This window comes from Curtobacterium sp. MCBA15_008, from assembly GCF_001865065.1.
GTDB lineage: Bacteria > Actinomycetota > Actinomycetes > Actinomycetales > Microbacteriaceae > Curtobacterium.
In genome coordinates, this window is sequence record NZ_MJGN01000045.1 from 19458 (window position 1) to 31697 (window position 12240).

The window sequence follows — 12240 nt, forward strand, 5'->3', positions numbered from 1 at the left end:
GGCCCTGACACCACATGAAGAAGCCTGCGCGTTCCCTCGCCTGCGGCATCGCCACCGTCTCGTTGCTCGGCATCGGGCTGTCGGTGGGGCTCGCCGGACCAGCAGGGGCGACCCCGTCGGAGGCCCCCTCGTGGGCGGACGTGCAGGCGGCCAAGGCGGACCAGGCCGATAAGCAGCAGACGGTCGACGAGCTCGCCGCGCGGCTGTCGTCGTTGCAGGACGGTGCCGACCAGGCCGGGATCGTGGTCCAGCAGGCCGGGCAGACCTACGCCCTCGCGGCGTCGGAGCAGCAGGAGGCCCAGTCCACGCTCGACGACCTGAGCGCGCAGTCGAAGCGGGCGAAGCGATCGGCGGACGAGTCGGCCGGCCAGGTCGCGGCGCTCGTGGTGGAGCTCTCGAGGACGGGCGGCGGCGACCTGTCGACGAGCATGCTCGTGGACGCTGCCGACGCGAAGGACCTGCTCTACCAGGTCGGCACGATGACCCACCTCTCGGAGCGCTCGGCGACCGTGCTCGCCCAGGCGAAGGCCGACCAGAAGACCGTCGACGCGCTCGCCGCGCAGAAGCGCCAGGCCACGAAGGCCCTCGCCACGGCGACGGACGCCACGAAGACCGCGCTCGACGCGGCGAACGACACCGCGGCGAAGGCCCAGGGACAACTCACCGCGGCGCAGAGCCAGCAGCAAGAGGTCCTCGAGCAGCTGGCGTTCCTCAAGGGGTCGACGGTCGCCGCCGAGAGCGCGTACTTCACGCAGCAGCGTGCGGCGCAGGCCGAGGCGCAGCTCGCTGCGCAGACCACCGCGACGGGTGGCAGCGGTTCGGCGGACTCGCCGAGCGCCGACGGTGGTTCGTCGACCGCGCCGAGCGCCGGCGGCGGCTCGACGCCGAGCCGGCCCGCGACCTCGCCGGGCAGCGGCGCCGGCGCGAGCACGCCGACGGCACCGAAGCCGGCCGCGCCCCAGCCCGCTGCGCCGAAGCCGGCCGCACCGAAGCCCAGCGCACCGAAGCCCAGCGCCCCCAAGCCGGCCGCGCCGAAGCCCAGCGCGCCGCCCGCACCGGCGCCGGCGCCGAGCACGCCGTCGCGAGCCGCAGGGGCGATCGCCTTCGCCCGCGCGCAGATCGGCGACGCCTACGAGTTCGGCGGCGCCGGCCCCTCGCGGTGGGACTGCTCCGGCCTGGTGATGGCGGCGTACAGCTCGCAGGGGATCGCCACCGGCGGGCACAACGTCGTCTGGCAGTACAACTACTTCAAGTCGATCGGCCGACTCGTCCCGATGTCCCAGCGCCAGCCCGGCGACATCCTCTTCTACTCGAGCAACGGCGCCGCTTCCGGCGGGTACCACGACTCGATCTACACCGGGAACGGCCGCATGGTCGAGGCGGCGAACGTCCGCGTCGGCGTGGTCGAGCGGGCGATCTGGACCCCGGGCGACCTGCTGCCGTACGTCGCCCGTCCGAGCGGCTCGCTCTAGACGCCGCACCGCACCCCGAGACGAACAACGCGCCCCGTCAGGACGGGGCGCGTTGTTCGTACGGGGGTGCGATCCCGTGGCGGGCGAGCAGCCCGCGGACCGTCAGTGACCGGTCGGCACGTACGCGGCCTGGCCGGCCGTGACGATCGCCTCGGCCTCGGCGGCGTCGCCCCAGCCCTCGGCCTTGACCCACTTGTTCGGCTCGAGGTCCTTGTAGCGCTCGAAGAAGTGCGCGATCTCGGCCTTCGTCTGCTCGTCGACGTCCGAGATGTCCTGGATGTGCGCCCAGCGCGGGTCCTTCGCGGGGACCACGAGGACCTTCGCGTCGTTGCCGGCCTCGTCGCTCATCTTGAAGACGCCGACCGGGCGGACCTTGACGCCCACGCCGGGGAACGTCGGGTACTCGAGGAGGAGCAGCGCGTCCACGGGGTCACCGTCGTCGGCCAGGGTCTTCTCGAAGAACCCGTAGTCCGTCGGGTACACGAACGACGTGAACAGCACGCGGTCGAGGTAGACGCGACCGGTCTCGTGGTCCACCTCGTACTTGTTGCGGCTGCCCTTGGGGATCTCGACGACGACGTCGTACGCGGCCATGTGTGCTCCTGGTCTGTCGGTTGAACTACAAAGCGCGGCTAACGTTACCGGGTGAACACTCCGCGTCCCCGGCTGGATCCCGCGGTCGCCGACGCCCGTCGCGCGGTCCGGACGCTCCTCGCCCAGGCACTAGACGAGTCGGTCGTCCGCCCGGGCGACCTCGTGCTCGTCGCGCTGAGCGGCGGACCGGACTCGCTCGCGCTCGCTGCGGCCACCGCGTTCGAGGCACCCAAGCAGGGACTGCGCGCCGGAGCGGTGGTCGTCGACCACGCGCTCCAGGCGGGCTCCGAGGCGGTGGCGAGCCGCGCCTCCAGGCAGGCATCCGAGCTGGGACTCGGACCGGTGACGGTCCGTCGGGTCGCCGTCGGGTCCGCAGGTGGTCCCGAAGGGGCCGCCCGGGAGGCGCGACACGCGTCGATCGCGGAGGTCGCGGCGGAGACGGGGTCACCGCTCGTGCTCTTCGGGCATACCCTCGACGACCAGGCCGAGTCGGTCCTGCTGGGCCTCGCCCGCGGGAGCGGGCCGGACTCGCTGTCCGGCATGACGCCGCTGGCGCGGCGCGATGCCGGTCCGGCCTACGGGCGGCCGCTCCTCGGGCTCCGCCGGCACACGACCCGGCAGGCGTGCGCGGTGGCCGGACTGGTGCCGTGGGACGACCCGCAGAACGACGACCCGGCGTTCGCGCGCGTCCGGGTCCGGAACACGCTGATGCCGACGTTGGAACGCGAGCTCGGTGCCGGCGTGCCGGAGGCCCTCGCCCGGACGGCTGACCAGCTCCGCGAGGACTCCGCAGCGCTCGACCACTTCGCCGAGGAGATGGCGGAGGACATCGCCGAGCACTCCGAGGCCGGCATCTCGCTGTCCGCCCGGGCCCTGCACGCGAACCCGCCCGCGCTCCGACAGCGGCTGGTGCGACTCGCGGTGGAGAGCGAGTTCGGCGTGACGCTGTCCCGCGTCCAGACGCTCGAGGTGTGCCGGCTCGTCACGGACTGGACCGGACAGGGGCCGATCGACCTGCCGGGTGTCCGGGCATCGCGGACCGGCGACCGCCTGCAGTTCAGCGCCGGTTAGGCTGGGGTGGTGGAACTCTCCGACGTCCAGGCAGACCTGTCCGAAGTCCTCTTCACCCCCGAGCAGATCGACGACAAGCTCGCCGAGCTCGCCGCGGTGGTCGACCGTGACTACGCGGGGCGCGATCCCCTGCTCGTCGGTGTCCTCAAGGGCGCGGTGATGGTGATGGCGGACTTCTCGCGGCACCTCAAGATGCAGGCCCGGATGGACTGGATGGCGGTGTCGTCGTACGGCTCCGGCACCAAGTCGTCGGGTGTGGTGCGGATCCTCAAGGACCTCGACACCGACCTGCACGGGCGCGACGTCCTCATCGTCGAGGACATCATCGACTCCGGTCTGACGCTGTCGTGGCTCAAGCAGAACCTCGAGTCCCGCGGTGCCGCGAGCGTCGAGATCGTCGCGCTGCTCCGCAAGCCCGAGGCCGCCAAGGTCGAGGTCGACGTGCGGTACGTGGGCTTCGACATCCCGGACGAGTTCGTGGTCGGCTACGGCCTGGACTACGACGAGCGCTACCGCAACCTGCGCGGTGTGGGCGTCCTCGCCCCGCACGTCTACTCCTGACGCTCGGCACCAACGTCCGGCGCACTCCGGACGGGCTGTGAGTTCGCCCGCAGAGGACATCCATTCTCGCCACAGAATCGCCGCCGTATGCTGACGTCCACGCAACTTCGGCAGAGAAAGGTGTCGGGCGCTCTGCCCGGATCACATGGACTTCAAGCGCATCCTCCGCGGGCCGTACATCTACGTGCTCATTGCGATCGTGGGGATCTGGATCGGCTGGGCCGTGATCAGCCAGTCCGGCACACAGCAGATCGACACGCAGAAGGGCCTCGAACAGCTCTCCGACGGCAAGGTCTCGTCGGTGGTGGTGAACTCCACCGAGCAGCGCGTCGACCTCACCCTGAAGGACGGCAACGCGCACGAGCAGTTCTACTACTCGACGCCGCGCGGTGAAGAGGTCATCCAGGCCGTCAACGACGCGAACCTGCCCAAGGGCTACAACGACACCGTCCAGCAGGGGAACTGGTTCCTCTCGCTGCTCGGCATCATCCTGCCGTTCCTCATCATCGGCGCCCTCTTCTGGTTCCTCCTCTCGAGCGCCCAGGGCGGCGGCTCGAAGGTCATGCAGTTCGGCAAGTCCCGGGCGAAGATGAACAACAAGGAGAACCCGCAGGTCTCCTTCGCGGACGTCGCCGGGTCGGACGAGGCGATCGAGGAGCTCCAGGAGATCAAGGAGTTCCTCAAGGAGCCGGCCAAGTTCCAGGCCGTCGGCGCGAAGATCCCGAAGGGCGTGCTGCTGTACGGCCCTCCCGGGACGGGCAAGACGCTGCTCGCACGTGCGGTCGCCGGCGAGGCGGGTGTGCCCTTCTACTCGATCTCCGGTTCGGACTTCGTCGAGATGTTCGTCGGTGTCGGTGCGAGCCGTGTCCGTGACCTCTTCGAGCAGGCCAAGCAGAACTCCCCGGCCATCGTCTTCATCGACGAGATCGACGCCGTCGGCCGTCACCGTGGTGCCGGCATCGGCGGTGGCAACGACGAGCGTGAGCAGACGCTCAACCAGCTCCTCGTCGAGATGGACGGCTTCGACGGCAAGACGAACGTCATCCTCATCGCGGCGACGAACCGTCCGGACGTGCTCGACCCCGCGCTCCTCCGTCCGGGCCGCTTCGACCGCCAGATCGGCGTCGACGCCCCCGGCCTGCAGGGCCGCAAGCAGATCCTCGAGGTGCACGCGAAGGGCAAGCCGCTCGCCGCGAGCGTCGACCTCGAGCTCCTCGCCCGCAAGACGCCCGGGTTCACCGGCGCCGACCTGGCGAACGTCCTCAACGAGGCCGCGCTCCTGACGGCACGCTCGAACGCGCAGCTCATCGACAACCGCGCGCTGGACGAGGCCGTGGACCGCGTGATGGCCGGCCCGCAGCGCCGCACCCGGATCATGTCCGACCAGGAGAAGCTGATCACCGCGTACCACGAGGGCGGACACGCCCTCGCGGCGGCGGCGATGCGGCACACCGACCCGGTGACGAAGATCACGATCCTGCCGCGCGGCCGTGCCCTCGGCTACACGATGGTGCTCCCGCTCGAGGACAAGTACTCCGTCACGCGCAACGAACTGCTCGACCAGCTCGCCTACGCCATGGGCGGCCGCGTCGCCGAGGAGATCGTCTTCCACGACCCGACCACGGGTGCGTCGAACGACATCGAGAAGGCCACCGGCACCGCGCGCAAGATGGTCACCGAGTACGGCATGAGCCGTGCGGTCGGGTCCGTCAAGCTCGGCTCCGGGTCGAGTGAGCCGTTCGTCGGTCGGGACATGAGCGGTGGGACGAGCCGCGACTACTCGGAGAACATCGCCGAGACGGTCGACGCCGAGACCCGTGCCCTGCTCGAGGCCGCGCACGACGAGGCCTACCAGGTGCTCAACGACAACCGCGACATCCTCGACCGCCTGGCCGGCGAGCTCCTCGAGAAGGAGACGCTCGACGCCCCGGAGCTCGTGGAGATCTTCAAGGACGTCCGGAAGCTGCCGGAGCGCCCGCAGTGGCTGTCGAGCGACAAGCGCCCGGTCAGCGACCTGCCCGCGATCGGGGTCCCCGGCAAGGCCGCGTCGACCGCAGCCGAGCCGTCCGACACCGAGTCGTCGAAGCCCCGTCGCCGTCCGTTCGGCAACCCGGGTATCGCCCCCGCGTAGGCCGGCATGACCGACCTGCCGACGAGACGGTCGCGTCGGCTCGCCGAGGTGAGCCAGGCGCGCGCCGCTGCCGCGGAACCGCCGACGGTCGCGATCGACCTCCGTGCACCAGCACCGGTGCCGGAGATCGTGACCGGCCGTCGGCGCGACCGCGAGCGCGGGACGCCGACGTCCGACGGCACCCGGGTGATGGGCATCCTCAACGTCACCCCGGACTCGTTCAGTGACGGTGGGCTGCACCAGGCCTACGACGCCGCGGTGGAGCATGCCCGGGCACTCGTCGCCGCCGGCGCGGACCTCGTCGACGTCGGTGGCGAGTCCACCCGCCCCGGTGCGGACCGCGTGCCGGTCGAGGTCGAACAGCGTCGCGTGCTGCCGGTGGTGCAGCAGCTCGTCGCCGAGGGCATCGCGGTGAGCGTCGACACGATGAACGCCGCCACCGCCGAGCGTGCGGTCGACCTCGGTGCGGTGATCGTCAACGACGTCTCCGGCGGCCTGGCCGACCCCGACATGGCGCGGGTCGTACGGGACACCGGCACCGGCTTCGTGGTGATGCACTGGCGTGGGCACAGCGACCGCATGTACCGGAACGCCGAGTACGCGCACGCCGTCGAGGAAGTCCGGCGCGAGGTCGAACTCCGCGTCGCCGAGCTCATCGTGCTGGGCGTGCGCCAGGAGCAGGTCGTCATCGACCCGGGCCTCGGCTTCGCCAAGCAGGGCGCGCAGAACTGGGAGATCCTGGCCGGCTACGAGCGGTTCGCTTCCATCGGGCTGCCCGTCCTCGTCGCCGCGTCGCGGAAGCGCTTCCTCGACGGGGTCGGCAGCGCTGCCGGTGCCCCCGCGAAGGACCGCGACCTCGCCACCGCCGCCATCAGCCTGCTCGCCGCCGAACGCGGTGCGTGGGGTGTACGCGTGCACGACCCGGCACCGACCCGTGCCGTGCTCGACGTCTGGGACGCCTGGAGGGCAGCTCGATCGTGAGGGACACCATCCGACTGACCGGGGTCCGTGCCCGGGGACACCACGGCGTGTTCGACCACGAGCGCGCCGACGGCCAGGACTTCGTCGTCGACGTCGCGGTGGAGGTCGACGCCCGCGCGGCGTCCGGCACCGACGACCTCGACGCCACGGTGCACTACGGCGTGCTCGCCGAGCAGGTCGTCGCCGAGATCGAACGTGACCCGGTGGACCTCATCGAGACCCTGGCCGAGCGCATCGCCACCGCCGTGCTCACTCACCGCGCAGCCCTGGCGACCGAGGTCACGGTGCACAAGCCGCAGGCGCCGATCACGGTGCCCTTCACCGACGTCTCCATCAGGATCCGCCGGACCCGTGGGGGCGCCCTGCCCGCCGACCGCGCGGAGGAGGAAGAGTGAGCCGCGCCGTGGTCGCCCTTGGCGCGAACCTCGGCGACCGGGGGAGCACGCTGCGTGCCGCGGCATCGGCCATCGCCGCACTGCCCGGGGTCCGTCCGGTGGCGTCGAGCCGCGAGGTCGAGTCGATCGCCGTCACCCTCGACGGCCCCGACACGACGAAGCCGCGGTACCGGAACGCCGTCGTGGTCGTCGACACCGAGCTCGAGCCGCAGCAGCTCCTGGACGCCCTGCACGGCATCGAGGACGCCAACGGTCGCACCCGCGAGGTGCGCTGGGGCGACCGGACGCTCGACCTCGACCTGGTGGCGTTCGACGAGGTGTCGCTCGACACCGAGACGCTCACGCTCCCGCACCCGCGCGCCGGGGAGCGGGCGTTCGTGCTCGCGCCGTGGCTCGACGCCGACCCCGACGCGGTGCTGCCCGGAGCCGGACCGGTGGCCGACCTGCTCGCCGCGCTGGGCGACGACACCGAGCGCGTCGACGAGCCGCGCCTCTTCGACGAGCCGCGCCTCTTCGACGAGCCGACCCGCGCCTCCAGGCCTGCACTCGACGCGACAGCGACCGCCGCGACCGCCACCGCCGACCGAACGCAGGCCCGCCCGTGAAGCCGACCCGCGCCTCCACCCTCATCAGCGTCGCCGTGGTGGCCGCAGTGGCCGGCTTCGCGCTCGACGCGGTCCTGGCCTCGCGGCAGGCCCCCACGCTGTTCCTCGCGACACCCCTCGGCGTCACGCTCGCCCTCATCGGCATCGCCGTCGTCCTGATGGCGCGACCCGTCCGTCGGCACGCGCGCGACGGTGCGACCCGACAGCGCCCGGTGGACCCGCTCTACGCGATCCGCGTCGTCGTGCTCGCGAAGGCGTCGAGCATCGCCGGAGCGCTCTTCGGCGGGTTCGCCGTCGGGTTGCTCGTGTACCTCCTGACCCGCTCCGCGTTCCCTTCGCTAGGCTCGGTCCTGCCGAACGCCGTGGCGGTCGGGGGTGGGCTCGTGCTGACGGTGTGCGCCATCGTGGCGGAGCGGATGTGCATCGCGCCGCCCGGTGACGATGACGACGACGACCTTCCCCGGGGTGGCACGACGCAGGCGCACTGACCCGGTGCGTCGACCGACCAGACCGCAGGAGACCGCGATGCCGCGTGAACGACTCGACGAGCCGGGCCTCGGCCTGACGGGGACCACCTGGAACCGGGTGTCCCCGAAGCTCGTCTGGACCGAGCTCATCACGACCGTCGTCATCGGGGTCGTCGTCACCGCCGGCTGCGTCCTGATCGGCGTCGTCAGCGGCGGCTTCGGTCGTACCGCCGGCGCCGTGTGGCTGTCGATCGCGATCGTCGTGTTCGTCATCGCGGCCGTCACCGCCGCCCTGACCCCGCGACGGGTCCGGGCGATCGGGTACGCGCTCCGCGACGACGACCTCGTGCTCCGGCGTGGCCTGATGTGGCAGCGCTTCACCGCGGTGCCGTACGGCCGCATGCAGCTCGTCGACGTCAACCGCGGGCCGCTCGACCGTGTGCTCGGCATGAGTGAGCTGAAGTTCGTGACGGCGGCCGCGTCGACGAACGTCCGGATCCCGGGCATCCCGTTCACCGACGCCGACGAGCTGCGCGACCGGCTCGTCGAGCTCGCCGAGTCCCGCCGCGCCGGGCTGTAGGGGTCGTCGTGACGTTCCGACCCGGTCCGCCGCCGCCCACGCCGCCGTCCGCGCGGGGCAACGCCGCCGCCGCAGCGCCGCTCACCGACGGCGAGTGGCACCGCCTGCACCCCCTGACGCCGCTGCTCAAGGGCGGCATCTTCCTCATCGTGATCCTCGGCTACGTGCTCAACAGCCTCCGTGACCAGCTCGTCGAGTTCTTCATCCCCGGCAGCGGCCCCGAGGACGACGGCGACCCGGTGCGCTACGTCTACGAGCACGGGGTGGTCGGCTGGGTGCTCCTCGGCATCGTGGTGCTGCTGGTCGTGCTGATCGGCCTGTTCTACCTGTCCTGGCGGATGCACGAGTTCCGCGTCACCGGCGAGATCGTCGAGGTCCGTTCGGGCGTGCTGTTCCGCACGAACCGCAAGGCCCGGTTGGACCGGATCCAGGGCATCAACATCTCGCGCCCGCTGGTCCCGCGGATCTTCGGTACCGCGAAGCTCGAGATCGCTCAGGCCGGCAACGACGCGAACGTGCAGCTCGCCTACCTCGGCACGACGGCGGCGGACGACCTGCGGCAGCGGATCCTCGTGCTCGCCTCCGGCGCGAAGGAGGACGAGGCCGACAGCGGCCACGGCCCCGCCCGCGCCTCGAACGGTCGGCTGCAGGACCGGGTCGACCAGGTGTTCGCGCCCGAGCTCGACCCCTCGGCCGTGCACGCGACCCGCATCGTGAAGGTGCACCCGGGGCGGCTGATCGCGTCGATGCTGCTCTCCGGCACGACGATCTTCATCCTGCTGGCCGTCGCGGCGATGATCGTCAGCGTCGCGCTCACCGGCGAGTACGGGATCCTGTTCGGCCTGTTCCCGGCCGTGATCGGCGCCGGCGGCTACTACGTCCGGAAGTTCTCCCGCTCGCTGCAGTACACGATCGCCGAGACCCGCGACGGCATCCGCATCGGCTTCGGGCTGGTGTCCACGTCGAACGAGACGCTCCCGCCGGGGCGCATCCACGCCGTGAGCGTCGCGCAGCCGCTGCTCTGGCGGCCGTTCGGCTGGTGGGACGTGCGCATCAACCGTGCGACGAACGCCGGCAACGGTGCGTCGAGCAACCAGCAGGTGTCCTCGATCGTGCTGCCCGTCGGTACCGCGACGGACGTCCGAGAGGTCCTCGACATCATCCTCCCGGGCCTCGTCGGCACCGCCGTGATGGGGCCGGCGGCCTCGCAGGAGCAGCTGCGCGAGGGGTCGTCCGAGGCCGTGAACGTCGTCGACGACAGCCTCACCACCACGGGCGACCGCGGCGGCTTCGTGCACTCCCCGCGCCGGGGTGCGTGGCTCCGGCCGTTCGCGTTCCGCCGCAACGGCTACCGCTTCGTGCCGGGCGCGGTGCTGCTCCGGCTCGGCGCCGTCTGGCGGTCGCTCGTCATCGTCCCGCTGCCCCGCGTGCAGAGCATCAAGGTCTCGCAGGGGCCGCTCGAGCGTGCGCTCCGGCTCGCCTCGGTGCACGTGCAGACCGTGCAGGGCCCCGTGTCCGCCAGCGTCGGCGCGCTCGACGCGCGGGACGCGCAGCGTCTGTGGGCGGAGACCGCGGAGCGCGCCGTCGAGGCCGCTGCGGCCGACACCTCACACCGCTGGCGCGAACGGGAGGCCCGACCGCGGCCCGGCGCGCACGCTGCGGTCCCGCAGGACGCCGCGTCCATCGCCCCCGCCGGTTCCGCGCCGACCGTCACGACCGACCCCACCGGGGCCGACGCGGCGGTGCGCGGAGGCGAGCTGGCCCCGTCGACCGGCACCGTGCCTCCCGACTCGCCCTGGGGCGCCGTCCCGCCACCGGGAGCCGCACGATGAGGGCGGGACGGCTGGGCGTCGGCGTGGTCGGCGCCGGACGCGTCGGGCCCGTGCTCGGCGCCGCCCTGGCGAACGCCGAGCACGCCGTCGTCGGGGTGACCGCCGTGTCCGACGAGGGGCGCGACCGCGCCGAGGCGATGCTCCCCGGCGCACCCGTCCTCGCCACGCCGGACCTGGTCGAGCGGAGCGAACTCGTGCTCCTCGCCGTGCCGGACGACCAGCTCGCCGGCCTCGTGCAGGGGCTCGCCGAGGCGGGCATCTGGCAGCCCGGACAGCTCGTCGTGCACACCAGCCCGGACCACGGCGTCGGGATCCTGGCCCCGGCCATGGCTGCCGGTGCGATCCCGCTCGCGATCCACCCGGCGATGGCCTTCACCGGCACGAGCGTCGACCTCTCCCGGCTCCGCGACGCCTACTGCGCCGTGACCGCGCCGTCCCCGGTGCTCCCCATCGCGCAGGCGCTCGTCGTCGAGATGGGCGCGGAGCCCTTCGTCGTGGCCGAGCAGGACCGGCCCGCGTACGCCGATGCCGTCCGTGCCGCCGTGAGCTTCTCGACGGCGATCGTCGACCAGTCCGCCGGGACGCTCGACGGCATCGGGGTGGAGCACCCCGGCCGGGTCCTCGGGGCACTGGTCCGGTCGGCGGTCGAGAACGCGCTGGCCGCGGCCGACGGGCAGGCGACGCTGTGAGGACGAAGCCGTTCCGGATCCTCGGCGCCCAAGCGAAGGTCGGCTACGTCGTCGGAGCCGTCGTCATCGAGGTGCTCGGCATGCTGCTGCTGGCAGCGCTCGGGCTGCCCGGGGCGCTCGTGCCGTTCATCGGCGCCCTGTGGTCCCTGGCGATCGTCGTCGTCGGCGTGCGCGTCTTCCGTGGGCCGGACGAACCCGTCGAGCCGCCCCGTGCGTGGTGGCGGATGACCGCGGGGCCGGTCGTGGGGTTCCTGCTGGCCGCGTACTTCCTCGTCGACGCGATCGTCGCGCGCGGGTTGACCACCTCGGCGGTCGACGCCGGCGGGCTGGTCACCTCGGTCCTCATCGCGGCCGCCTACGCCGGGTCGTCGGTGACGCTCCTGGTGCTCCGCGCCCAGGGGCGGCCCGCGCGGGGCTCCGTCGGCGTTCGCGCACCGGGGGGCGGGGACGGCCGGGATTCCGGGTCGGACCCCGCGCGCGGGTAGCATCGACGGGACCCCCCCACGACCATCGGAGCCGCGCCCCGAGTTGCTCCGCCCCTCAGTGCGAAGTCCTCGGCTCCGACCCGGCATCGTCTCATCTCGGACCTCGGGTGCCCCAGGAGGCCTTGCTCGCCGCCGTCTCGCTCAGTCGGCGGCGTCGGAGGTCGGCCGCCGTGATCGGTGTGACCAACGAGTCAAGCAGGTCCACGGTGGTCGCTGAAGCGGAGCGCAAGACCTCCGCTCCCGCCGGTGCTGGACCTATCACGAACACGGACACGAACACGAGGACGAGGATCGCCGCGAAGACGGCTCGGCTGGTTTCGAGGATCTCACGTAGATGGGGCACGCTCGGAACCCTGTGACGACCGGACGACCGGACG

The 12240-nt window shown here is 72.2% G+C and carries 14 protein-coding genes; 12 read left to right on the top strand and 2 right to left on the bottom strand.

Translation table 11 applies throughout. From position 1 onward, the window contains the following. The first annotated feature begins 14 nt into the window (after positions 1-14). The gene (locus BIU96_RS14670) at positions 15-1472 is read left to right on the top strand and encodes an NlpC/P60 family protein (protein ID WP_071293356.1); all 1458 of its coding nucleotides are present in this window, start codon (positions 15-17) and stop codon (positions 1470-1472) included. Positions 1473-1574: 102 nt separating this feature from the next. Here the strand turns inward: BIU96_RS14670 and BIU96_RS14675 are convergent, their stop codons facing one another. Beyond that, positions 1575-2066, bottom strand: coding sequence for an inorganic diphosphatase (locus BIU96_RS14675; RefSeq protein WP_071293357.1), 492 nt, complete (start codon positions 2064-2066; stop codon positions 1575-1577). A gap of 51 nt (positions 2067-2117) precedes the next feature. Between BIU96_RS14675 and tilS the strand changes: the two genes are divergently transcribed. From tilS to BIU96_RS14730, 11 genes are all read left to right on the top strand, one after another. Beyond that, the gene (tilS, locus tag BIU96_RS14680) at positions 2118-3137 is read left to right on the top strand and encodes a tRNA lysidine(34) synthetase TilS (protein WP_071293358.1); all 1020 of its coding nucleotides are present in this window, start codon (positions 2118-2120) and stop codon (positions 3135-3137) included. Between the two features lie 9 nt (positions 3138-3146). Further along, positions 3147-3698, top strand: coding sequence for a hypoxanthine phosphoribosyltransferase (hpt, locus tag BIU96_RS14685; protein ID WP_071293359.1), 552 nt, complete (start codon positions 3147-3149; stop codon positions 3696-3698). Between the two features lie 145 nt (positions 3699-3843). Next, positions 3844-5829, top strand: a complete 1986-nt coding sequence (gene ftsH, locus BIU96_RS14690; RefSeq protein ID WP_071293360.1) for an ATP-dependent zinc metalloprotease FtsH — start codon at positions 3844-3846, stop codon at positions 5827-5829. 6 nt (positions 5830-5835) lie between these two features. Next, positions 5836-6810: a dihydropteroate synthase gene (folP, locus tag BIU96_RS14695; RefSeq protein ID WP_083402948.1), complete on the top strand. Its 975-nt coding sequence runs from the start codon at positions 5836-5838 to the stop codon at positions 6808-6810. Next, positions 6807-7205, top strand: a complete 399-nt coding sequence (folB, locus tag BIU96_RS14700) for a dihydroneopterin aldolase (protein ID WP_071293361.1) — start codon at positions 6807-6809, stop codon at positions 7203-7205. Before folP ends, folB begins: the two co-directional genes overlap by 4 nt. Next, positions 7202-7810 carry a 2-amino-4-hydroxy-6-hydroxymethyldihydropteridine diphosphokinase gene (folK, locus tag BIU96_RS14705; protein WP_071293362.1) on the top strand — a complete coding sequence of 203 codons (609 nt, stop codon included), beginning with the start codon at positions 7202-7204 and terminating at the stop codon, positions 7808-7810. Before folB ends, folK begins: the two co-directional genes overlap by 4 nt. After that, positions 7807-8298 (top strand): DUF3180 domain-containing protein, encoded by a 492-nt coding sequence (locus tag BIU96_RS14710; protein WP_071293363.1) that lies wholly within the window; start codon positions 7807-7809, stop codon positions 8296-8298. The genes folK and BIU96_RS14710 overlap by 4 nt, the downstream gene beginning before the upstream one ends. Positions 8299-8335: 37 nt before the next feature. Continuing rightward, positions 8336-8857, top strand: a complete 522-nt coding sequence (locus BIU96_RS14715; RefSeq protein WP_071293364.1) for a PH domain-containing protein — start codon at positions 8336-8338, stop codon at positions 8855-8857. Between the two features lie 8 nt (positions 8858-8865). After that, positions 8866-10689, top strand: coding sequence for a PH domain-containing protein (locus tag BIU96_RS14720; protein ID WP_071293365.1), 1824 nt, complete (start codon positions 8866-8868; stop codon positions 10687-10689). Then, on the top strand, positions 10686-11378 hold the full coding sequence (locus tag BIU96_RS14725) for a Rossmann-like and DUF2520 domain-containing protein (RefSeq protein WP_071293366.1): 693 nt from the start codon (positions 10686-10688) through the stop codon (positions 11376-11378). The genes BIU96_RS14720 and BIU96_RS14725 overlap by 4 nt, the downstream gene beginning before the upstream one ends. After that, a complete protein-coding gene (locus tag BIU96_RS14730) occupies positions 11375-11863 on the top strand; it encodes a hypothetical protein (protein ID WP_071293367.1) in 489 nt (162 codons plus the stop codon). Before BIU96_RS14725 ends, BIU96_RS14730 begins: the two co-directional genes overlap by 4 nt. Before the next feature lie 91 nt (positions 11864-11954). Here BIU96_RS14730 and BIU96_RS20110 read toward each other — a convergent pair. After that, positions 11955-12240: hypothetical protein (locus tag BIU96_RS20110; RefSeq protein WP_217642277.1), on the bottom strand; the 286-nt coding region annotated here is incomplete at its 5' end.